Annotated in this window: 13 protein-coding genes; 8 read left to right on the top strand and 5 right to left on the bottom strand. The window is 72.2% G+C overall.

Features of this window, described 5'->3' with window-relative positions:
• Positions 1 to 72: 72 nt before the first annotated feature.
• From FHX73_RS23570 to FHX73_RS23540, 6 genes are all read left to right on the top strand, one after another.
• Complete coding sequence (locus FHX73_RS23570) at positions 73 to 1,986, top strand: sigma-70 family RNA polymerase sigma factor (protein WP_145906908.1); 1,914 nt, start codon at positions 73 to 75, stop codon at positions 1,984 to 1,986.
• A 71-nt stretch (positions 1,987 to 2,057) separates the two neighbouring features.
• Positions 2,058 to 5,177 (top strand): helicase-related protein, encoded by a 3,120-nt coding sequence (locus tag FHX73_RS23565; RefSeq protein WP_145906907.1) that lies wholly within the window; start codon positions 2,058 to 2,060, stop codon positions 5,175 to 5,177.
• Positions 5,174 to 7,015: a DrmB family protein gene (drmB, locus tag FHX73_RS23560; protein WP_145906906.1), complete on the top strand. Its 1,842-nt coding sequence runs from the start codon at positions 5,174 to 5,176 to the stop codon at positions 7,013 to 7,015. The genes FHX73_RS23565 and drmB overlap by 4 nt, the downstream gene beginning before the upstream one ends.
• 9 nt (positions 7,016 to 7,024) lie before the next feature.
• A complete protein-coding gene (locus tag FHX73_RS23555; protein WP_145906905.1) occupies positions 7,025 to 8,119 on the top strand; it encodes a DEAD/DEAH box helicase in 1,095 nt (364 codons plus the stop codon).
• Between the two features lie 713 nt (positions 8,120 to 8,832).
• Positions 8,833 to 11,037, top strand: coding sequence for a tetratricopeptide repeat protein (locus tag FHX73_RS23545; protein ID WP_170305011.1), 2,205 nt, complete (start codon positions 8,833 to 8,835; stop codon positions 11,035 to 11,037).
• 237 nt (positions 11,038 to 11,274) lie between these two features.
• On the top strand, positions 11,275 to 11,499 hold the full coding sequence (locus tag FHX73_RS23540; RefSeq protein ID WP_145906903.1) for a hypothetical protein: 225 nt from the start codon (positions 11,275 to 11,277) through the stop codon (positions 11,497 to 11,499).
• A gap of 53 nt (positions 11,500 to 11,552) precedes the next feature.
• On the opposite strand, the gene FHX73_RS23535 is transcribed toward FHX73_RS23540, so the two are convergent.
• Complete coding sequence (locus tag FHX73_RS23535) at positions 11,553 to 13,115, bottom strand: serine/threonine-protein kinase (RefSeq protein ID WP_145906902.1); 1,563 nt, start codon at positions 13,113 to 13,115, stop codon at positions 11,553 to 11,555.
• A 194-nt stretch (positions 13,116 to 13,309) separates the two neighbouring features.
• On the opposite strand from FHX73_RS23535, the gene FHX73_RS23530 reads away from it, so the two are divergent.
• Complete coding sequence (locus FHX73_RS23530) at positions 13,310 to 14,476, top strand: DUF1266 domain-containing protein (RefSeq protein WP_145906901.1); 1,167 nt, start codon at positions 13,310 to 13,312, stop codon at positions 14,474 to 14,476.
• Positions 14,477 to 14,507: 31 nt separating this feature from the next.
• On the opposite strand, the gene FHX73_RS23525 is transcribed toward FHX73_RS23530, so the two are convergent.
• The 3 genes from FHX73_RS23525 to FHX73_RS23515 all read right to left on the bottom strand — a co-directional run bounded on the left by FHX73_RS23525 (position 14,508) and on the right by FHX73_RS23515 (position 18,478).
• The gene (locus tag FHX73_RS23525) at positions 14,508 to 15,350 is read right to left on the bottom strand and encodes a siderophore-interacting protein (protein ID WP_145906900.1); all 843 of its coding nucleotides are present in this window, start codon (positions 15,348 to 15,350) and stop codon (positions 14,508 to 14,510) included.
• A 96-nt stretch (positions 15,351 to 15,446) separates the two neighbouring features.
• A complete protein-coding gene (kdpB, locus tag FHX73_RS23520; protein WP_145906899.1) occupies positions 15,447 to 17,573 on the bottom strand; it encodes a potassium-transporting ATPase subunit KdpB in 2,127 nt (708 codons plus the stop codon).
• Between the two features lie 203 nt (positions 17,574 to 17,776).
• Positions 17,777 to 18,478 carry a C39 family peptidase gene (locus FHX73_RS23515; RefSeq protein WP_145906898.1) on the bottom strand — a complete coding sequence of 234 codons (702 nt, stop codon included), beginning with the start codon at positions 18,476 to 18,478 and terminating at the stop codon, positions 17,777 to 17,779.
• A gap of 220 nt (positions 18,479 to 18,698) precedes the next feature.
• On the opposite strand from FHX73_RS23515, the gene FHX73_RS23510 reads away from it, so the two are divergent.
• Positions 18,699 to 20,978: a protein kinase domain-containing protein gene (locus FHX73_RS23510; protein ID WP_145906897.1), complete on the top strand. Its 2,280-nt coding sequence runs from the start codon at positions 18,699 to 18,701 to the stop codon at positions 20,976 to 20,978.
• A gap of 24 nt (positions 20,979 to 21,002) precedes the next feature.
• On the opposite strand, the gene FHX73_RS23505 is transcribed toward FHX73_RS23510, so the two are convergent.
• Positions 21,003 to 21,860, bottom strand: coding sequence for a tetratricopeptide repeat protein (locus tag FHX73_RS23505; protein ID WP_145906896.1), 858 nt, complete (start codon positions 21,858 to 21,860; stop codon positions 21,003 to 21,005).
• Positions 21,861 to 22,002: the final 142 nt, after the last annotated feature.

Genomic DNA, 22,002 nt, shown 5'->3' with positions numbered 1-22,002 from the left:
AACAGACTGACGCTAGGCTCGCCGTGCACTGAGGCTCGACGCCTCTCCACATCCGGACCGATGTGAGGTGACATGGACCGTCCGGCTGCCTCTCAGCCCACCGGCCCCGATCTGCGGTCGGCGCTCGCCACGATGTACGCCAACCTCCAGCAGGCCGCGGTGCAGGGCGTCGTGCCGCAGCAGGCGTTCCAGCGCGAGACCGAGGCGCTCGGGCTCGGCGAGGCGGAGCGTGGGCGACTGCTGGCGGAGCTGGGGCGGCTGAAGATCCGAGTGGGCGAACCTGCCCGTGTCACGGGGCCCCTCAGGCGGCAGCCGGCGAAGGCCGCACCTGCGACGAAGGCGGTGCGGCCGGCGCAGGTCGTCCAGTCGTCACGGATCGCGCTGGCCCGCCGGCTACTCGAACGCTTCACCGATGACAACGGGACGGTCACCATGCGGGCGACCGAAGGCGTCATCCGCCTCGCCGGACTCTCCGAGCCCGAAGGAGCGCAGCTACGAGCTCTGGTGACGGTCATTCAGACCACCGTACCGCCTCCCACCCCGGTCGGCGGGCCCGAACCCGAATCCTCGCCGGCCCCCGCACCGACTGTGCTCGGCGACCTGGACGCCGCTGTCTCCGCTGCTCGCGCGATCCTGGCCGAGGACCGGTTCGCACGGAACACCGCCAAGCGCATCCTCACCGCGATCGAGGAGGTTGGCCTGATCGTCCTGGTTCGCGGCGGACCGGACCGACTGCATGAGGAGCCGACGGACGCGGAGCTGAACCGTCTCGACCCGTCCGACGAGCGCCGGCGAGCCCGCGACTGCCTCATGGTGCACAACCAGGGACTGGTCCACGGCCAGGCCCGCCAGTACTCACTGGACGGGATGGACTACGACGACATCGCCCAGCTCGGAATGCTCGGACTCCTGCGTGCCACCCGAGGGTTCGATCCGACCATGGGCTACAAGTTCTCGACCTACGCCACCCAGTGGGTCAGGCAGTCAATCACCCGGGGCATCGCCAACGAGTCCAACGCCATCCGGATCCCGGTCCACATGCACGAGCAGATGCAGAAGGTAGCCCGCGCCGAACGTCAACTCCGTGCCAAGGGACTGCCGACGCCCGCCGCAGCAGTGGCCGTGGCCTGCGATCTCACGGTGCAGAAGGTCGACCAGATCCGGCAGCTGAGCAGGTGCAGCGACTCCCTCGATCGAGTGATCGGCGAGGGCACTCATCTGAGCGACCTGATCGAGGACCGCACAGTGATCCCCGGCGTCGAGCACACCGTGCTCTCCGCCCTGACCACCTCCGAGGTCCTGGCCGCCGTCGACACGCTTCCCGAACGCTACGGGCGGATCGTGGTGATGCGGTTCGGGCTGGACGGGAACGAGCCCGCCACTCTCGACCAGATCGGCAAGGAGCTCGAGGTCACCCGCGAGCGGATCCGCCAGCTGGAATCGCAGGTCGTGCCTGTACTGCGGCTCGCGTTCGCCAGCCGGACGGGCGCTCCGGCCGTCGCGATGCAGCAGATGCTCGACGACCCGTGGCACCGGTCATCGACGGCCAACCCGGTCAACGCGATCGTCAAGGACCTGCGGAAGCAGGACTGGGCGGTCGGCATCGAGGCGCTGCGGGCGTTCCGGGAGCGGGAGGGGCACGTCCGTCCGACCCTGCAGACCATCGAGGGCAGCTTCCCGCTCGGGGCCTGGTTGGCGAAGCAGCTCCTTCTCGGCGGTATCGGCGGTCTCGGGCTTCCTGCTCATCGCCGGTTCGATCTGGAAGCGCTGGGTGTGGGATGGCCACCCGACCCGACCGCGACCGTACGCCGCCGCCAGCGGCGGCGGGTGGGTGCTGCTCCGCGACCGATCGCCGCGCCGAGGCCCTCGGCCCGACCGCAGCCGGCGAACCTGTCCAGCGCCGAAGAGAGCCCGGCTTCCAGGGCCGTCGGGGCCGCAACTGCCAGGCCCGAGCAACTGGAGTTCGCGCTCTTCGATACCGAGTAGTGGGCCACCACCACGGACCGACCCAGCACAACCATCAGCCAGAACACCCGAATCCGAGAACGGACAGCAGCGTGGAGCCCAGGGACGAACTCGTCGAGTACCTTCGCCGCCGCCTCGTCGGGCCGGCCCACGGCACGGACGAGGTCCTCGACGCGCCGCCGGACCGACAGTACCTGCTCGGCACCCTCTACCCCCAGAACGCCGATCTCCAGAGGCAGTTGACGATCTCCGCCGAGGAGGCCGACGGCCCCGGCACGGAGTCGGGCGCAGCGGACACGAGTCCGTCCGCCGACCCGCTGCCCGAGTCCAACGCCTGGCTGCCGTCGTCCCTGGGGCTCAGTTTCTACACCGACGCCACCACCGTCGCAGTCGACTGCGAGGCCGCGCGGTACGTAACCCGGCAGGGTGAACGCGGCCGGTACTGGGAGCGGGTTCCGCTGCCGCCAGCGGCCGCGCAGCACCTCGGGCCGGAGCGCGACCGGATCACGGTACTCGACGGCCGGGCCGAGCTGCGGATGCGCCGACGCCCCTTCGGGGCGGGGCAGTTGGTCACCGTGTCGCTGGTGAACACGGCCCGCACCGAGGCGGCACTCGGCCGGGCCGCGCAGTGGGACCAGATGCTCTTCCAGGTCGGCCTCGGTGTGCGGCCGGTGGACGGATCGATCCGGCAGTACCCGAGCGTGCGCCTCGCCAGCCGGGACCCTGAGGAACGGGAGCTACGGCTCCAGTACCGGCACGTGCGCACGCACGCGGTCGGCCACGGCTGTGCGGTCGAGGAGGTCTCGGACGGCGACCAGGTGGTCGCGCTGAACGCGGCGCTGATGCCCGAGACCGAGGTGTCCGACATCCGGGCGTCCGGGCTCTCCAGCGCTCCGGTCCTGAACCTCGCCCACCTCGCCGACCCGGCCGTGCCGCCTTGGCAGCTCCGCCTCGAACTCGACAGGTTCACCGCCGACTACCGCGCCTGGTACGAGGGCCAGTGCCTCGCCGAGGTCCCGGAATGGGGCCGGGAGGCGGCACAGCGGATCACCGACCGGATCGGTGCGGCGGTCCGCCGGATGGAGGCGGGCGTCCAGACGCTCTGCGATCCCTCCCGGCCGGAGCTGCTGGAGGCGTTCCGGACCGCCAATCGCGCGATGGCGCTCCAGATGCGGCACTCCGCGCGTGACCTCGCCGGCGAGCGGCACTCCCGCCGCGGGAGCGGTGTGCCGCTCGCCCCGGAACCCCGCGCCGATGCCTGCTGGCGGCCCTTCCAACTGGCGTTCTTCCTCCTGTCGCTGGACGGGATCGCCGACCCGCACCACCCGGACCGGCGGATCACCGACCTGATCTGGTTCCCCACCGGCGGCGGCAAGACGGAGGCCTATCTACTGCTCGCCACCTTCACCATGCTGCTGCGCCGGCGGGAGGCGGACGGCGGCGGAACAGCAGTGCTCAGCCGGTACACCCTCAGTTTGCTCACCACCCAGCAGTTCCAGCGTGCCGCAACCACGATCTGCGCGCTGGAGGTGATCCGCCGTGCCGATCCGGACCGCCACGGAGCGGAACCGTTCTCGATCGGGCTGTGGGTCGGCGAGAGCACGTCGGCGAACTCCTACAAGGCCGCGCACGGCCTCTTCGAGGACGTGCGCGCCGCAGCCCGACCGGAGGACGTGTTCATCCTCGACCGCTGCCCGTGGTGCGGCACCCGGATCCTGCCCGCGCACAAGTCCTCGGACCACGGGGACTACGGCATCCGCTCCACGGTCGACTCCTTCGCCTTCTTCTGCCCCCGCGACGAGTGCACCTTCCACGACGAGCTGCCGGTCTCCGTGGTCGACCAGCAGCTGTACGACCGTCCGCCGACCTTCGTCCTCGGCACGGTCGACAAGTTCGCCCGCCTGGCCTGGGAGCCGGAGGCCGGGCGGCTCTTCGGCGCCGGCCTCGGACACCGGGCGCCGTCGCTGGTCATCCAGGACGAGTTGCACCTGCTCACCGGACCGCTCGGAACGACCGTCGGCCTGTACGAGTCGGCGGTGCTGGGCCTGTGCTCGGCCCCGGACGGCACCGGTCCCAAGGTGGTGGCGTCGACCGCCACGATCCGCCGCTCCGGCGAGCAGGTCCGCGCGCTGTACGGCACGGACGTGCAGCTCTTCCCGCCCGCGGGGATCGACGCCCGGCACTCGTACTTCGCGGAACCGGACAACTCCCGGCCGGGTCGCCGGTACTTGGGCGTCATGGCGCAGGGGCACACCGCCGGTCGTGCCGCGGTGGCCACCGCCGCCGCGATGCTGCAGGGTGCCTGGGAACTGCCCGAGGACCACCGGGACGACTACTGGACACTGGTCGCCTACCACCACAGCCTGCGCGAGCTCGGCCGTACGGTCACGGCCGCGGCCGATGACATCCCGGCAGAGCTCACCGGGCTGGACGACGGCCGCGGAACGCGCGAGCTGATCGACCGTCAGGTCCAGGAGTTGACCAGCAACCTGCCGCGCGCCGAGCAGCCGGTTCTGCTGGACCGTCTGGAGAAGCCCTGGAACGACCCGCAGGCGGTGTCGTTCCTGCCCTGCACCAACATGCTCTCGGTCGGCGTCGATGTGAAGCGGCTCGCCCTGATGCTGATGCAGGGGCAGCCGAAGACCACGGCGGAGTACATCCAGGCCACCAGCCGAGTGGGCCGGCATGCTGTTCCGGGCTTGGTGGTCACCTTCTTCAACGCGACGAGGCCGCGGGACCGTTCGCACTACGAGACCTTCGACGTGTACCACCGCTCGCTGTACCGGCAGGTGGAGCCGACTAGTGTGACCCCGTGGTCGATGCCCGCCCGGCGCCGGGCCCTGCACGCCGCCCTGGTGATCCTGGTCCGCCACCGTCTCGGCCTGCGCGCCGAGAACCAAGCCGGTGACATCCTGCGGTTCCTGCCGCAGGCCGAGCGGCTCATAGAGGAGCTCGCCGCCCGCGCGGCCGCCGGCGATCCCGCCTCCGCCCTGAGCGTCCGGGCGGAGGCGACCGAGCTGCTGGCGGTCTGGGAACAGGCGGCGCGCGACGCCGTAGCCACCGGCAAGGAGCTGCACTACCGCTACCAGGGCAAGGGCCAGTCCAACCTGCTGAAGAGCTTCGAGCAGTACGGGGGGTTGTGGGAGACCCCCAACTCCATGCGCAACGTCGACCGGGAGTGCCAGGTGACGGTGAAGGGATCCGACCAGTGAGCAGGCGCCTGAGGGTACGTCAGTCGCAGACGGTGCTGCCTTTCGGGGTCGGCGCGGTCCTCGACATCCAAGGCGAGTCGTTCGTCGCCACCGGCATCGGCGACTGGCCCCGGCAGCGGCAGCCCGTCGAGTCGCGCCGGCTCGCCGACCGACTGGGAGTCACGGGCTTCTTCGCCGCACCGGCCGCGCTCGACGACCGGTACGACCGGCCCGACACGGCGGGTGCCCCGTACATCCGGTTCCCCTCCTGGCTGTTCTGCGGCTCCTGCCGACGGATGGTGCGTTGGCGGATCGCGGACGAGAAGCACGGTGTCCGGCCGCGCTGCCCCTCCTGCACACCAGTGCGGCAGTTGGCACCGATGCGGTTCGTGCAGATCTGCGCGTCCGGTCATCTCGCAGATGTCGACTGGTGGTTCTGGGCGCACTCGCGGCGCACGCCGACCGAGCGGCAGGGCTGCACCTCGCGCGAGCAGCTCCGGTTCCGGGTCGCCGAACGGGCCGCCGGCCTCGAAGCGCTCTCCGTCGAGTGCATGGCGAAGGGCTGTGGAGCCTCCCGAGACCTGCTCGACGTCCTCGGCACCCACGGCCTGCGCTGCTCCGGCCGCAACCCGTGGCAGCGGGCTGGTGAGGCCGTGGACTGCACGAAGCCCGTCCAGATCGTCCAGCGAACAGCCGGCAACCTCTACTACCCCGTGGTGCACTCCGCTCTCGACATCCCCGAGAGCGACGCGCCGCCCGCCACCGACCAGGCGCTGACCAAGCGAGTGCTGGAGAGTGACCTCTGGGTACCGTTGTGCCGCGCGGCCCAAGGGCCCCGGGCCGCGGTCTTCCGCGACCTGCTCAAGGAGGAGACCGGGGCCGACGACGCCCTGATCGACCTGCTCCTCGCCGAAGAGACCGGGGCTCCGCTACCCGCCCCCGCGAACCAGGACCAGCCGGTGCCGGGCCGCCCCGACCTCAGCCGTGAGGAATGGGTCGCCTTCACCGCGCCGGTACCGCCCGCCACCCGGGACTTCGCGCTCCGAGAGACCACGCTCGGCCTGGACCAGGAGACCGCCGAACCCTGGGCCGGGCTGCAACAGAGGTTCGGCCGGGTGGTGCTGGCAGATCGTCTGCGGGAGGTCCGCGCACTGTCGGGGTTCAGCCGGGTCTCACCGGACGCTGCCTTCGTCCCGGCGGACACGGCACGCCGACTCAGGTGGCTGCCCGCGGTGGAGGCCTTCGGCGAGGGACTGTTCATCACCCTCGACCGGGAGCGGCTCGGCGACTGGGAGGAGGACCCGGCGGTCCGCCGTCGCGTTGCCGGGATGCGGGCCGATCTCGAGCGTTCCTTCCAGCAGGACCGGCTCAGGAGCTGCACCGGCGAGGTACTCGCCCCGCGCTTCGTCCTCCTGCACACGCTGGCCCACCTCCTGGTACGACAACTCGCCTTCGAGTCCGGTTACACGACCTCCAGCCTGCGTGAGCGGGTGTACGCCCGCCCCGAGTACGACCAGTACGGCGTTCTGGTCTACACGGCGGCAGGCGATGCCGAGGGCACGCTTGGCGGGCTCGTCCGGCAGGGCGAGCCGCCGCAGCTCGCCGAGACGCTGCTGCGGACGATCGAGGCCGGTGCCTGGTGCTCCGCCGACCCGCTCTGCTCAGAGCACACCGGGCAGGGCTTCGGCAATCTCAACCGCGCTGCGTGCCATGCCTGCGCCCTGCTGCCGGAGACCAGCTGCGAGACCGGGAACGCCCTACTCGACCGGGCGCTCGTGGTCGGCGGCGAGAACGTCCCCGGTTTCTTCGAACCCGTCGTGGCCGCCGCCCGTGCTGCCGCGGCCGCTGCAGTGGAGTGAGCCCCAGTCATGACTACCGCCCTGACCTATCTCGATCTGACCGACGTTCAGCGTGAGTCCCTGGCTGCCCTGCCGTTCGACGGACACCACCTGGTCAGCGGCCCGCCCGGCAGCGGCAAGAGCGTGCTTGCCACCCAACGTGCCGTCATGCTGGCTCTCTCCGGCCGACCGACGGCGCTGCTCACCCGTTCCAACCTGCTCCGCCAAGCCATCGCGCCCAGCGTTTCGGCCGTCGGCCCGCAGGACGAACCGGTGCGGGTGGCGACCGCGCACGCGTGGCTGACACAGTGGTACGGCGAAGGCGCCCCCCGTTCTACTGACGGCTGGTTCAACTGGCCGGCCTTGTACGAACGCGCCGCGCTGGCCGCGCCACCCGCCGAGACCGACCTGGTGGTCGACGAAGGTCAGGACCTGCCGCCCGCGTTCTACCGACTCTGCCGCATCCTCGGAATCCGGGTGACGGTGTACGCGGACGAGTGCCAGCGGCTCACCGAGACCCACTCCACGCTCGCCGAAATCGCCAAGAGCCTCGGCGACTGCACCCACCACGACCTCAGTGGCAATCACCGCAACACCCGTCAGATCGCAGCCCTGGCAGCCCACTTCCACATCGGCGTGACGCCGCCCCCGCTGCCCGAACGCGCCGGACCGCCACCCCGACTGCACCGGTTCTCCCGGCCGAACGCCGCCACCAATCTGCTCGTCGGCCTCGCCGAGCACAACCCACGTCAGAACATCGGCGTCGTTCTGAGTTCCACTCAGGCACAGCTGGACCTACTCGCCCAGCTGGAACGCGTATCCCCCAGGCTGAAGCCTCAGCTTTACACCTCACAAGCCGTGCAAGGCCGGTACCGAACTATCGACCTCGCGCGCCCGGGCATCGTCATCATCAACCGCGCCAGCGCCAAAGGGCTCAGCTTCGACACCGTCGTCGTTCCCGACGCACACCTCGACGCCGTCACTGACCCGACATCGGCAGGTCTTCGCATGGCGTACTACGTACTGACCACGCGAGCCCGACAGGAGCTACACATCGGCTATTCGGGTACCAGGGAGCCATCACTTCTCGCGCCCGTACCGGGAGAACTGCTGCATCGGCATTGAGGGCAGGCGGGCTCTTGCCAGGGCATCGAGCGTGAACGTGAACGGGACGGGCAGCGGTTCGGGTTCTTCCCGGCCGAGGCTGTTCCCCGGGACTGACCCGGAGGTGGCGGACCATCAGCCGCTCACCCCCCCCCCGCTGTTTCGGGACGACGGTGACCGTCATCAGATCTCCCGCGCCGGCGACCTCAGCCAAGGTACGGCCGAGGTCGGTCAGAGTCTCCCGGGCGATGCGCAGGTCTTCGCGCAGGCGCTCGGCCTCGGCCCAGGCATGCTCATGGGCCACAGGGTCGAGGCCAGCCGGGCGGGCCGCCTCGTAGGCGGTCAGGACCGGGTGCCAACGGGTCAGAAGCGGGCGCAGGGCGCCATTGAGGACGGTGACGGCAAGCGCACCGAAACTGACGTAGCCGGGGTCGCGGCGTGGGGCCACCTCGGGGCCGTAGCGGCGCAGGATGTCTCGGGTGGTGGCGAACAGGCTGTAGAGGGAGTTCATCGCCTCGCGCAGCACTCCTTCGTCGGGGCCGAGTTCGACCACCGCCACCCGAGTGACCAGCTCAACGTAGAGCTCCCAGGCCGCCTTGCGCTCGGCGTCCACTGGCTCCCAGACTCCGCTGATCTCTCCGATCATCGGAACCGCGAGCTTGACGGTGAACTGCTTCGCCTTCGAGCGCTTCGCGCGGCGCATGATCCCCCCTAGCCGGTCCCCGAGTATTGTAGTGCGGCACCGCCCGTCGCGCGGGCAACTCCACTCAACAGCCCTGGGCGTCAGGAGCCGCGGTACGAAGGAGAGGGACACCGCCGTGTGGGACGTGTTCCTCAGCTACAGCCGCGCCGACCGTGAACGCGTGGCACCGCTGGTCGACGCACTTGAGCAGGCAGGCCTGAACGTCTTCGTCGACCATGCCGCGATCCCGGACTTCCAGCCGATCAGCGCGACGATCCGTGAGCAGCTCGGCCGTTCCAAGGTCCTGCTGGCCTTCTACTCCGCCGGCTACCCACACCGTCCCGCCTGTCAGTGGGAGCTGACGGCGGCCTACCTCGCCGGGTGGCACGAGCAGGACCCGCGGCGCCGGGTCCTGGTCGTCAATCCCGAACCCGGCAGCGAGCACATCCATCCCGTCGAGCTGCGCGACGCCCGGCACTGGCCACTGCCCACTTCTCCGGGTCAGCTCACCGCGTTCGCCGCTCAGGTGAGAGCGTTCACCGACCGACTCGCCGGTCCGCTGCCGATACTCGCCTCGCCCGCACCACCGGCGTTCTCCCCGCGCCCGCGCCCGTTGTCCTCACCAGTCTTCACCGGGCGCCTCACCGACCTGTGGCACTTGCACACCGCATTGAACAGCCACGACGCGCCGCTGGTGACCAGCGGCGCGGCGACCGGTCTGGCGGTCCTGCACGGCGCACCCGGCATCGGCAAAACGCTGCTGGCCCGCGAGTACGCCCTTCGGTTCGCCCCGGCCTACCCCGGCGGCATCTTCTGGCTGGACGTCAGTTCCGGCGCGGGCCACGGTCCGGCCACAGCCGCCCGGCACCAGTTCCGCCTGGGTCTGGCCGGCATCGCCACCGACCTCGGCCTGACCGGCACCGATCCGGACCTGGCGGTCCACCGGGCGCTGCGCGACACCCGGCTGCCCTATCTGTGGGTCTTGGACGGCCTGGCCGACGGGTTGAGCAACCGCGAGGTAGCCAACTTGTGCGCCCCCACCGCAGAGGGCCGAACCCTCCTCACCACCCGCAGTCTGCGTTACAGCTCACTCGCCCGCTCGGTCGAGCTGCGCGAACTCGAACCGCCATACGACTACGAGCTGCTCACCGCACGGGTCGAACCGTCGAACGTCGAACAGGTCACTGCGGCAAAGCAGTTGAGCGAGAGCCTGGGTGGTCACCCGTTGGCTCTCGACCTCGCGGGCTGCGCGGCGCAGCAACACCCGTTCACCGAGCTGCTCCAGGTGCAGCACACTCCTGGACAGAGCCTGCTGGAGCTGGCCGCCAAACAGTACCCGCCTGCCACTGACTGGCCGGTCGGCCTCACCCGCGCCTTGCTGGTCGACGCCCTCGACGCCGGTCCGCTCCCACTGGACGTGCTGCGCGTCGGCTGCGCCCTGGCGCCGGCCACAATCGACGCACGACTGGCAGCCGAGGTGCTGCGGTCCGTCGAACCTGCCTCCTCGGCGGTCGCGCTGCGCCGCGCGAAGGCGGGACTGAGTCTGCTGCGAGCCCAGCACCTGGTCCACTGCCCCGACGAGGCCCCAGATCGATTCCTGGTCTCCCCTGTCCTGGTGCAGGCATTCGCGGAGCACGACCCCAACCCGGCACGCACGGCACAACTACGGGCAGCGGCCGTTCGCCTGCTCGCCGACCACCGCTCGACTACCCTGGAGCGCGGCGCCCCGAACACGCGAGCAGCCGGCCCTCGAAGGGAGCTGTCGATGCCCCATCAGCACCGCGCGACCCACAGCGACCTGGACCGTATGGCCGCCTTCGATCTGCAGACCGAACTCGTGCTGCGGATCGGCACCCAGCAGCTCGAACCCGACACCGGCAGCCTGCGCGAGGCACTGTCCTCGTTGCACAGCCTCTTCGAGTTCACCCGCAGCACCCTGCGCCAGTACAACGTCGGGCTGAGCGAGCCCAGCCGGCCCCACGCCGTGCCGAACGTACCGGGCCTCGCCGACCAGCTGCTCAACGGCGTGCTCCGCCCGTTCCTGACCCGCTGGCACCCCCTCCTGCAAGCTCATGAGAGCGCCCGCCCCGCAGAGCTGCCGGCCCTGCACCACGAGCAGCGCTGGCCATTGGCCGGCGAACTGCGCACAGCGCTGGCCGCACTCAGCCGGCCCATGAACGCCGTGGTCGCCGACCTTGCCACGATTTCCGGCGCTGACTTCGGCCTCGACAGGCGCAGCACTTCCAGCGCCGACTGAACCCGAGGCTTCCGGCGGTCACGGGCGCGCACTTGTCGACGATCACGTAATTCCCCCAGGCAAACGTCACGCACTGTCCCAGGTGCCGGCGGACGGCCCGTGATGCACCGAATGCCGCGCCGCGAATGCCGCACCGGCGTGGACGGGCCGCGGGCGGACCAGGTCGCACGGCTGCGGGACGACCACCCGCGGGTGCGGGTTTGGGAGGCGTGCCGGGCCTGGGCGAGAATGAGGCGCATGAACGAGAACACCCCCGGCGCACCCACCTCGGCGATCGAAAGACGCGACCAGCTTCTCCGGGCGATGCGGGAGGACGGCGGCGCGTGGGACTGGGTGCGCGCCCGTGCGAGCTACGTGGTCCAGCCCGACCCGCGCACCGTGCGGCGGGACCTGGAGCAGTTGCGCAAGGCGGGCGCGATCTCCCGTGACCGGGAGACGGGGATGTACCAGGCCGGCCTGTAGGCCTGCGGCGCGAGATGCCCTGATCAGCCGACTGATCAGGGCATCTTCGGACCTCAGGTGCGCGGGACGGTCTCCAGGACCTTGCCCTTGGGGTCGGCGGCGAGGTAGCCGCCGTCGTGGTCGTCGGCGAGGTAGACGCGGATGGCCGGGGAGTGGTCGAACACGTCGTAGGTGATGGTGACGTAGCGCGTGGTCGGGTTCGGCACGTTCAGGGTGGCCTGGGCCTTCTGCAGCAGGGCCGGCAGGGCGTCCCAGTCGTAGTCCTGGAGGTCCACCGGCACGGCGTTGGGCGCCACGGGGCCGCCGGCCGTGCTGATGGCCGCGCCGTTGCTGTACATGCTCTGGTCGTAGACCGTCGGGTCGGCGGCGGTGGGCACCTGGGCGCTCGCGTGGTCGGGGTAGACGGTCAGGTCGATGACCTTGCCGGACAGGGCCATCCCCTTGATCACCGCGCGGATGCCGGCGGGTGTGAGCAGGTCCGCCGCCGCGCCGGAACCGGGCTGGTCGGGGGTCGCGGAGTCGCCTCCGGGCGTGATCGAGACCGCGGGCGGGGCCGCGGTGCCGCTGTCGGCGGTGCTGGCGGCCCGGTGCTGGAGCCAGAGCACCGAGCCGACGGTGAAGAGCGCACAGAGGTAGACGACGCCCATCAGGGTCCGCCGCCGCCGCAGGGCGGGCTCGGTGAAGGCGCGCGAACGCGGCGGGTCGGCCGGACCCGTGGCGCCCGGTGCGGGCGGGGGCAGCGGCATGCTCTGGACGGTCGGAACGTAGGCGGCGCCCGGCAGTTCGGCGGCGGCCAGCGCGCGCTCCAGCTGTTCGGCGTCCGGGCGCTGCGCCGGGTCCTTGGCGAGCAGGGCGGACAGCAGCGGGCCGAGCGGGCCGGCGTGCTGCGGGGGCGGCAGCTGCTCGTCGAGCACGGCGGCGAGGGTGGCCAGCGCGGTGCCGCGGCGCAGCGGGTGGTGGCCCTCGATCGCGACGTACAGCATCATGCCGAGCGACCACAGGTCGGAGGAGGCGTTGCCCTCCTCGCCGCGGACGCGCTCGGGGGCGATGTACTCGGGCGAACCGATGAGCGCGCCGGTCGCGGTCAGGGCGGTCGCGCCGTGCATCGCGGCGATACCGAAGTCGGTCAGCACCGGGGTGCCGTCGGTGCGCAGCAGGACGTTGCCGGGCTTCACGTCACGGTGCTGGATGCCGGCGCCGTGGGCCGCGCGCAGGGCGCTGAGCACCCCGCGCCCGATCCGGGCCGCCTCGGGCACGGTGAGCGGACCCTGCGTCAGGCGGTCGTGGAGGCTGCCGCCGGTGACCAGCTCCATGACGATCCAGGGATGGGGATGCTCGGCGGTGTCGACGATGTGATAGACCGTCACGACGTTCGGGTGCTGCAGCCGGGCCAGCGCACGGGCTTCGCGCAGCACGCGCTCGCGCGTCTCGCGTGCGGCCTGCGGATCCGCCGCGGCCGCCGCGGGGTCGAGCGGGCGGACCTCCTTGATGGCGACCTCGCGCTCCAGGGCGGTGTCCCGGGCGAGCCAGACCAGTCCCATGCCGCCGCCGCCGAGGCGTCTGAGCAGTTCGAACCGGCCGTCTATGAGCCGTACCTGCGGCCCCCCAGTGTTCATGGCGGTCATAGTAGGAGAAGCCGCCGACGGCGGGTGCGGCACCGTCCTGCCCGGCGCGGCCATGACAGTTGGGCTGACGTGACGTCAGCGCCCGGTGCAGATCTCCGCGTTGCACCGGGTCGCACGCACGCGCTAGCCTCGGCCACCTGGCTGGACCGGCTCGACCGCCTGAGTCCGCACACTCAGGGGGAGTCTTGGACGCCAACGGCTGGATCGCGCCGACCGACGAGGAGCAGCGCCTCTTCGAGGCGAAGCGCAACGACGACCTCGGGTCGTTCCTCACCGTGCTCGCCGCCGCCGACGTGTTCGTCCCGTCCCGGCTCGACCACGCCGACGCGCGCCTGGCCGGCCAGCAGGTGCGCGGTACGTCCCTGGTGAAGGGCAAGCGGTGGACCCGCATCACGCTCGACGTGTACACCCGGGGGCTGTTGCCCGCGCAGCGTCCTGACGGGGTCTTCTACGACCAGATGATGTGGCCCGTCCTCGTCCCGTGGGTGGGCAGGACCAGCCCGGACTGGACCCTGGTCGTCAACCGCGGCAGCCGGATCGAGACGCGGCTGAAGGTCGGCGAGGTCATGGCCTGGCTGAAGCGCAACCCGGACACCGTCGGCACCTGGCAGGACCTGCTCGGCACGGTCCGCACCATGCGGTCCGAGCCGCTGGACGGCGACCTGGCCCGCGCGCTGGCCTGCGGCGCGCAGCTGGCCGTGATGGGCGCCCGGCCGTGGAACACGATGGGCGCCGACCGGCTGGACTACGAGCAGACGCGCGAGATGCTGCGCAAGTGGTGGAGCATCGAGACCGCCGAGCAGTGGCACGCCCAGGTCGACAGCCTGCTCGACGCCGACCGGCTCACCTCGGTCGACCGGGTGCTGGCGCTGCGGCTGCACTACGCGGGCCAGTCGGCGCCCTCCGCCGATCCGACCGCGCTGACCCAGGCCGTGCTCGCCTGGTGCCGGCAGCAGGGCAGCCCGGACCGGGCCCGCGACGAACTGCTCGACGTGGCCGGCCTGGTGGGGCGCTGCGAGGGCTGGCTGCGCCGCGACGGCCTGCTGCCGCACGACGGCGTCATCCACACCCAGGCCGCCTGGAACCTCGGCCGCGCGGTGAACATGGGCTTCTGGGGCCAGGCGAGCGGGTTCTGCGACCGCGAGGGCGCGGAGCGGATCATCCGGCAGGCCGGCGGCGCGTGCGCGCAGACCTACCCCAACTGGTTCGGCCTGTCCGCCGCCTACGTCCTCGGCCGGGTGCTGACGATGGGTCGGAACGCGCCGGAGAAGGTCTACCAGGAGGCGCTCGACGCCCACACCGCCCTGGTGCGGTCGCCGAGCAGCCCGTGGCGCACCCTGACCCTGCGCTGACCCGGGGCCGGGGCCGGGGCGCCGTCCTGGTTCAGGCGTCCTGCTCCTGCTCGGCCTCCACCTGGGCGTTCCAGTCGCGCTTGGCCGCCCGCCAGGCCTCGTCGCTCTGGCCGAGCCGCCAGTAGCCCGAGACGGACAGCCGCTCGCGCGGGACGCCGTGGTCCAGGCGGAGCTGGCGGCGCAGTTCCTTGACGAAGCCGGCCTCGCCGTGGACGAAGGCCGACACCGTGCCGGCGGGGAACTCCAGTGCGCGGACGGCCTCGACGAGCGGCTCGCCCACCGGGCGGTCGCCGCGGTGCAGCCAGGTGAGCCGGACGGCGGCGGGCGAGTCGATCTTCTGCTCCTCCGCGGCGTCGGCGACCTCGACGAAGGCGTGCACCAGGGCGCCCGCCGGCATCCGCTCCAGGGCCGCCGCGATCGCGGGCAGCGCGCTCTCGTCGCCGGCCAGCAGGTGCCAGTCGGCGTCCTGGTCCGGGGCGTAGCCGCCGCCGGGGCCCAGGAAGCGCACCGTCTCGCCGGGTTCGGCCCGGGCCGCCCAAGGGCCGGCCAGGCCCTCGTCGCCGTGCACCACGAAGTCGACGGTCAGCTCGCGCAGCGCCGGGTCCCAGGCGCGCACGGTGTAGGTGCGGGTGACCGGCCACTGCTCGCGCGGGTGCTCCTCGCGGATCCGCGCCAGGTCGAACGGCTCCGGGTAGGCGACTCCCGCGGGGGCGAAGAGCACCTTGACGTAGTGGTCGGTGAACTCCGCGGCGTCGAAGTCCGCGAGCCCCGCACCGCCGAGGACCAAGCGCACCATGTGCGGCGTGATCCGTTCGGTGCGCAGCACCTGCGCCTCGCGGGCGCGCGGCGTCCTGCGGGTCGGCTGATCGGTCATGAGGTCCCCCCGGTCGTGTCGTCAGGTGGATCGGCCACCTGGTTAGGGTTACCTAAGTTAGCAGCTCGGGCCGGCGGAGCCGGACCACGGCCGCCGTCAGACCAGGAACCGCACCACCAGGTCGATCAGCTTGATGCCGACGAACGGCAGGACGAGCCCGCCGAGCCCGAAGACCCACAGGTTGCGCGCCAGCAGGTCGGCCGCCGAGGACGGCCGGTAGCGGACCCCGCGCAGGGCCAGCGGGATCAGCCCGACGATGATCAGCGCGTTGAAGATGATCGCCGAGGTGATCGCGGAGGTCGGGCTGTGCAGCGCCATGACGTTGAAGTCGCGCAGGCCCGGGTAGGCGCGCCCGAACATGGCGGGGATGATCGCGAAGTACTTGGCGACGTCGTTGGCGATCGAGAAGGTGGTCAACGCCCCGCGGGTGATCAGCAGTTGCTTGCCGATCTGGACGATCTCGATCAGCTTGGTGGGGTTGGAGTCCAGGTCCACCATGTTCCCGGCCTCCTTGGCGGCCGAGGTGCCGGTGTTCATCGCCACGCCCACGTCGGCCTGGGCCAGGGCCGGCGCGTCGTTGGTGCCGTCCCCGGTCATCGCCACCAGCTTGCCGCCCTCCTGCTCGCGCCGGATCAGCGCGAGCTTGTCCTCCGGGGTGGCCTCCGCGAGGAAGTCGTCCACCCCGGCCTCCCGGGCGATCGCCTGTGCGGTGCGCGGGTTGTCCCCGGTGACCATCACCGTGCGGATGCCCATCCGGCGCAGCTCGGCGAAGCGCTCCCGGATGCCGTCCTTGACCACGTCCTTCAGCTGGACGATCCCGAGCACCCGGGCACCGTACTCGTCGTGGACGGCCACCAGCAGCGGCGTGCCGCCGTTCGCCGCGATGACGTCGGCCGCCTCCAGCACCTCGCCCGCCACCAGGCCGCCGCGCTCGTACACCCAGACCGAGATCGCCGACGCGGCGCCCTTGCGCAGCTCGATCCGCCAGGCGCCGGGCTGCTCCAGGTCGACCCCGCTCATCCGGGTCTGCGCGCTGAACGGGACGAACTCCAGCGCCCCGAGCTCGCCCGGCGGCCGTTCGCGCAGCCCGTACCGTTCGGCGAGCAGCACGATGGAGCGGCCCTCGGGCGTCTCGTCCGCCAGGCTCGACAGCTGTGCGGCCTCGACGAGTTCGAGCTCGCCCGCGCCGGGTGCGGGCAGGAACCGGACGGCCTGCCGGTTGCCGAAGGTGATCGTGCCGGTCTTGTCCAGCAGCAGCGTGTCGACGTCACCGGCCGCCTCCACCGCCCGGCCCGACATGGCCACCACGTTGCGCTGCACCAGGCGGTCCATGCCGGCGATGCCGATCGCCGAGAGCAGCGCACCGATCGTGGTCGGGCTCAGCGCCACCAGCAGCGCGACCAGCACGGGTGTGGTCTGCTCGGCGCCCGCGTAGATGGCGAACGGCTGGAGCGTCACCACGCTGAGGATGAAGACGATGGTGAGCGAGGCGAGCAGGATGTTCAGCGCGATCTCGTTGGGCGTCTTCTTCCGCTCCGCGCCCTCGACCAGCGCGATCATCCGGTCGAGGAAGGTGAGCCCGGGCTTGGAGGTGATCCGCACCACGATCCGGTCGGACAGCACCCTGGTCCCGCCGGTCACCGCGCACCGGTCGCCGCCGGCCTCGCGGACCACCGGCGCCGACTCCCCGGTGATCGCCGACTCGTCGACCGCGGCGATCCCCTCGACCACGTCGCCGTCACCCGGGACCGTCTCACCGGCCTCCACCACCACGAAGTCGTACAGCTGCAGGTGCTCGGCCGGCACCCGCTCCTCCTCGAAGCGCTCCAGGCCGATCCGCCACCGGCGCAGGCGCCTCGCCGTGGTGCCCGTCCGGGCCTTGCGCAGCGACTCCGCCTGCGCCTTGCCCCGCCGCTCGGCCACCGCCTCGGCGAGGTTCGCGAACACGACCGTGAGCCAGAGCCAGCCGCTGATCAGCCAGGCGAAGACGCTCGGCTGCACCAGGGCCGAGACGGTGGTGAGCGTCGAGCCGACCTCGACCACGAACATCACCGGATTGCGCACCATCACCCGCGGGTGCAGCTTGCGCAGCGCCTCCGGAACGGCCGCCAGCAGTTGCCCCGGGTCCAAGAGGGCGCCGCGGGCCGCCCGGTGGCGCTGGCCGGTCGGCGGCGGTGCCGGTGGATCCGGCGTGACGGTTTCCTCTGGGGCGAGCGGCAGCATGCGGCGGACCTTCTCAGGCGTGGGCCGGAACGGGAGGCCGGCCACCCGGCCGGCGGTCCAGCCAACCGCGCCCCGCTCCCCCGGCCGCCCCGCTCTGACGAGATCCTGACACCGCACCGCCGATCCTGACGGAGCGTTGACAGCACGGTGACCCCGGCCCGTCGGGGCCGGGGTCACCGTGGTCGGATCAGGCTTCGGTCGGGTCAGGCGTCCTGAGGGCCGCTCAGCACCACGGCCATCTGCCCGTAGGTGCTGTAGCCGGCGTCGAAGTCGTCGGCGGAGAGCGAGTACTGGCCGGCGTAGGGGTCGTTGATGCTGACGGCCCCGTCCGAGTAGTCGGTCACCACCACGGCGTGCTCACCCGGTCCCGCGTAGGGGACGGACTGGCCGTCGTAGGCGGTGTAGTAGTCGGCCGGGAGCGCCTGCCACTGGTAGTCGGTCCAGATGACCGCCGCGGAGCCCGCGTCGAGGTAGGAGCTCAGTTCGTCCGGGGAGATGCCCTGCCCGGCGTCCACCACCGTCAGCCCGTAGGCCTGGGCGGCCGCCGCGATCGGCGGGTAGTAGACGCCGAAGCCGGTTCCCTGGCTCTCCGAGCCGTCCGGGTCGCCGACGAAGGCCGCGAACGGGTCGCCGGAGAGCGGGCCGGACCAGCCGAACTGGTAGTGCTCGCGGTCGACGCCGATCTGGGCGAGGACGTCCTGGTCGCTGGCGTCGACGCCATAGCCGGCCAGGACCATGCGCAGCGCGCTCGCCTCGCAGTCGTCGTTCATCTGCTGCTGGTACTCCGGGATGGGGACGGCCGAGGCGGCAACGGCCGCTCCTGCGGGGACGAGTGCCAGCACCGTCCCGGCGAGGACCAGGAGGGAACCCCTGACCAGCCGCCCGGGTATCGCGTTTCCAGTCATGGCCCCGAACCTAGGTCGCGCCCGGGCGGCGCGCAGCGGACTACCGTCCAACGGGTGAGTACGCAGCGGCACGACCGGCCGTCGCACCGGTGCGAGGCCGGCCCGGCCACCCCCTGGAGGGCCTGTTGGCGCACGCCGTACGATCTCCGGTCAGCAGGCGCCCCCGTGCCCGTCGACCGACGGCGTGGAGACCGGCGTCGCGTCAACGGGGAGCAGGAACATGCCGATCCAGCCTTTGGAGTCCGCCGATCCCGAGGCCGTCGGGCCCTACCGGCTGCTGGCCAGACTCGGCGCCGGTGGGATGGGCCGGGTGTACCTGGCCCGTTCGACCGGCGGGCGGACGGTCGCGATCAAGGTGGTGCGCCCGGAGCTGGCGGAGGATCAGGAGTTCCGCGAGCGGTTCCGGCGCGAGGTGGCGGCCGCGCAGGCCGTCAGCGGGGTGTACACCGCGCCGGTGGTGGACGCCGACCGGGACGGGCCGGTGCCCTGGCTGGCCACCGCCTACGTACTGGGCCCCTCGCTCACCGAGGCGGTGCAGGCGCACGGCCCGCTGCCGGTCGGCGCCGTCCGGGCGCTGGGGGCGGGCCTCGCCGAGGCGCTGGCCGCCGTCCACCGGGCCGGGCTGGTGCACCGCGACCTCAAGCCGTCCAACGTGCTGCTGGCCGCCGACGGTCCGCGGCTGATCGACTTCGGGATCGCCCGGGCGCTGGAAGGGGGCGGGCTGACCGGCACCGGGATCGTCGTCGGCTCGCCCGGCTTCATGTGCCCGGAGCAGGCGAGCGGCGCGGTGACGGGGCCGGCCGGGGACGTCTTCTCGCTGGGCTCGGTGCTGGTCTTCGCCGCCACGGGTGCGGGCCCGTTCAGCCAGGACACCGATTCGGCGGCCGCGCTGCTCTACCGCGTCATCCACGACCAGCCGGCGCTGGACGGCGTGCCCGAGGAGCTGCTGCCCACGCTCGCCGCCTGCCTGGCCAAGGACCCGGTGGACCGGCCGACCACCGCCGAGCTCGCCGAACTGCTGGGCGGCCGTGGGCCGTTGCGCTCCGGCTGGCTGCCCGCGGCGGTCGCCTCGGACATCGCCACGCACGCCGCCACCGTGCTGGACATGGAGACCCCGGCCCGGGGCAGCGCCGCCGCCGGACACCCGCCCACCGAAGTGAACGGGCACGGCGAAGGCACCGTCCGGCTCGCCGCCGCCCGCACCGTCCCGGCCCCCGCCGCCGCCGCGCCGACCGCGCCCGCGACCTCGCGCCGGATGCTGCTGGCCGGTGGCGGCGCCGCGCTGGTGGCCGCCCTGGGCGGCACCGTCTGGGCCCTCTCCCGCGGCGGCACGCCGCACCCGGGTCCGGCCCCGCTGCCCGCCCGGTCCTCCGGCGCGCCGAGCCCCGCCCGCACGCACGCCCCCGGCTCGCCGCCGTTCCCGCTGTGGACGCACGACATCCCCGGGGCGATGGCCTCGCTGACGCCGCTGTGCCAGGGGGACGCCGTCTACTTCTACGGCCCGGGCGGCGTGTACGCGCTCGCGATGACGGACGGCACCGTGCGCTGGTCCAAGCCGGACCAGGGCACGCTGGGCCTGGCCGCGACCGCCTCAGGCGTGGTCTACAACGGGACCGACCTGGTCGAGGTCGACCCCGCCAGCGGCAACGTGCTCTGGAAGTTCGACGCGACGCCGAAGGCGGGCGCCACCGAGCAGCTCGGCCCGGACCAGATCCTGGCGGGCGACGACCGGGCGGTCTACGGCCTGTGCCACTTCTCCGCGCTGGACTCCGCCGGCGACATCCGGCCGGACGTCACGCCGGTCCCGGGCGTCTTCGCCGTCTCCCGCCAGGACGGCTCGCTGCTGTGGAGCCAGCACCGCAGTCCCGACGCCGACACCGACGTGCAGGCGGTGCTCACCAAGGACCTGCTGCTCTACACGGACACCAAGAAGAACCTGGTCGCCCGCAGCACCGGCACCGGTGCGCAGCTCTGGTTCGTCGACACCGACTCGCAGGGCGTCTACCAGCCGGGCCTCGACGGCGACCGGCTCTACTGCTCGTCGAGCGGCTCCGGCCTCCAGGCGGTGACCCTGGCGACCCAGCACCAGGCCTGGGCGAAGAGCGCGCCGCAGGGCAGCAAGGACCTCTGGTACAGCGCGCCGGCGGTCGCCGACGGGGTGGTCTACACGGTGCTCGGCGGCACCACGATGCCGCAGTACGGCGCCACCCCGACGGCCGGCCCCACGGTGATCGCCTACCGGGCCGCCGACGGCACGGAGCTGTGGCGGCTGCCGCTGCCGAACGAGGTGTCGATGGACTGCACGCCGGTCCTGGTCCAGGGCACCCTCTTCGTCTCCACCAACACGAAGGGCTTCTACGCGATCGACACCAAGGCCAGGAAGATCCTCTGGATCTACCAGGCGGACGCCACGATCGACCTCGCCTGGGCGTTCGCCACCGACGGCCGGACGCTGGTCGCCGTCCAGGACACCAAGGTCGTCGCCCTGCCGCCGGTCTGACCGCGACCGGCAGCAGTCGGGACGTCAGGCCCGGTGCAGGTCGCGCCAGGCCCGCCCCGGGCCGCCGGCGGCCCAGGCGTCGAGGAGGGGCCCGGCCCCGTCCACCGGTGCGGCGAGCAGGACCTGCTGGGTGCCGGCCTGCACGTCGCGCTGCTGCTCGTGGCTGCCCTCGCTGCAGCACTTGCACAGCAGGTTGACGCTACCGGCCGGTTCGGCCCCGAAGCCCCGCTCGGCGAACAGGTCGATCAGCGCCGCCAGGTCGTCCGGCGCCGGGGCGGTCACGGTGGCGGTGTGGGTCGGCAGGTCGGAGGGCTCGAACAGCAGGATCTCGTCGAAGACGCTGTAGCTGCGGCCGTCGACGATCCGCTCGCCGGTCGGCGCGCCGTCGTGCAGCACGACCTCGCCGAACCGGCGGCCCGGCGTCACCGGGACGCTGACGACCCGGGCCCGGGTCGGGCACAGCCGCTCCGCCCAGACCACCTCGTGCTCGCCGGCCGTCTCCAGCCGCACGCAGGCCATCCCGAAGCCGCCGACGATCTCGCCCTCGCCCTCGGGCAGCGCGATGCCGAAGCCCGACCAGGCGTCACGGGCCGCCGGCCAGTCGCGCAGCACGGTCGCGGCGATGCCCAGGTTCCAGTAGGCGGGGTCGCCCTCGCCGCGCGGCGCCCGGGCCGCGGCCTCCTTGCCGAGCTCGAACGCCTTGGGCCAGTTGCGCAGGAACTTGTGCGCCAGTGCGGCGTCGAACCACCAGATCGCGCTCGGCTCCTCGTCGGGGAAGTGCCGCAGCACCTCCTCGTAGCGGTCCGCGGCGAGCTGCCACTGCTCCGCGTCCCAGGCCGCCCGGGCCTGTTCCAGCAGGGCCTTCGCCTCGTTCTTGCGCACCGACGCCACTCTTCCGATCGACCGGGTCCAGGCCTGCCACCTGGGCTTGTGCCGCCACAGTGTGCCACGGGCCGACCCGGGTGCCGTGCCGGGGACGACCCGTCGGAGCCCGACCCGGTGCGGCAGGCTACCGGCCGGTATG

This window comes from Kitasatospora viridis, from assembly GCF_007829815.1.
GTDB classification, from domain to species: domain Bacteria; phylum Actinomycetota; class Actinomycetes; order Streptomycetales; family Streptomycetaceae; genus Kitasatospora; species Kitasatospora viridis.
The sequence above is the reverse complement of the archived record's forward strand: the minus strand, read 5'-3'. Positions and strand labels throughout refer to the sequence as shown.

What these genes read in the sequence shown, in the direction of transcription:
- FHX73_RS23570 (WP_145906908.1), top strand. Translation starts at nt 73, where the DNA reads ATGGACCGTCCGGCTGCCTCTCAGCCCACCGGCCCCGATCTGCGGTCG.
- FHX73_RS23555 (WP_145906905.1), top strand. Translation starts at nt 7,025, where the DNA reads ATGACTACCGCCCTGACCTATCTCGATCTGACCGACGTTCAGCGTGAG.
- FHX73_RS23540 (WP_145906903.1), top strand. Translation starts at nt 11,275, where the DNA reads ATGAACGAGAACACCCCCGGCGCACCCACCTCGGCGATCGAAAGACGC.
- FHX73_RS23535 (WP_145906902.1), bottom strand. Translation starts at nt 13,115, where the DNA reads ATGAACACTGGGGGGCCGCAGGTACGGCTCATAGACGGCCGGTTCGAA.
- FHX73_RS23525 (WP_145906900.1), bottom strand. Translation starts at nt 15,350, where the DNA reads ATGACCGATCAGCCGACCCGCAGGACGCCGCGCGCCCGCGAGGCGCAG.
- kdpB (WP_145906899.1), bottom strand. Translation starts at nt 17,573, where the DNA reads ATGCTGCCGCTCGCCCCAGAGGAAACCGTCACGCCGGATCCACCGGCA.
- FHX73_RS23515 (WP_145906898.1), bottom strand. Translation starts at nt 18,478, where the DNA reads ATGACTGGAAACGCGATACCCGGGCGGCTGGTCAGGGGTTCCCTCCTG.
- FHX73_RS23510 (WP_145906897.1), top strand. Translation starts at nt 18,699, where the DNA reads ATGCCGATCCAGCCTTTGGAGTCCGCCGATCCCGAGGCCGTCGGGCCC.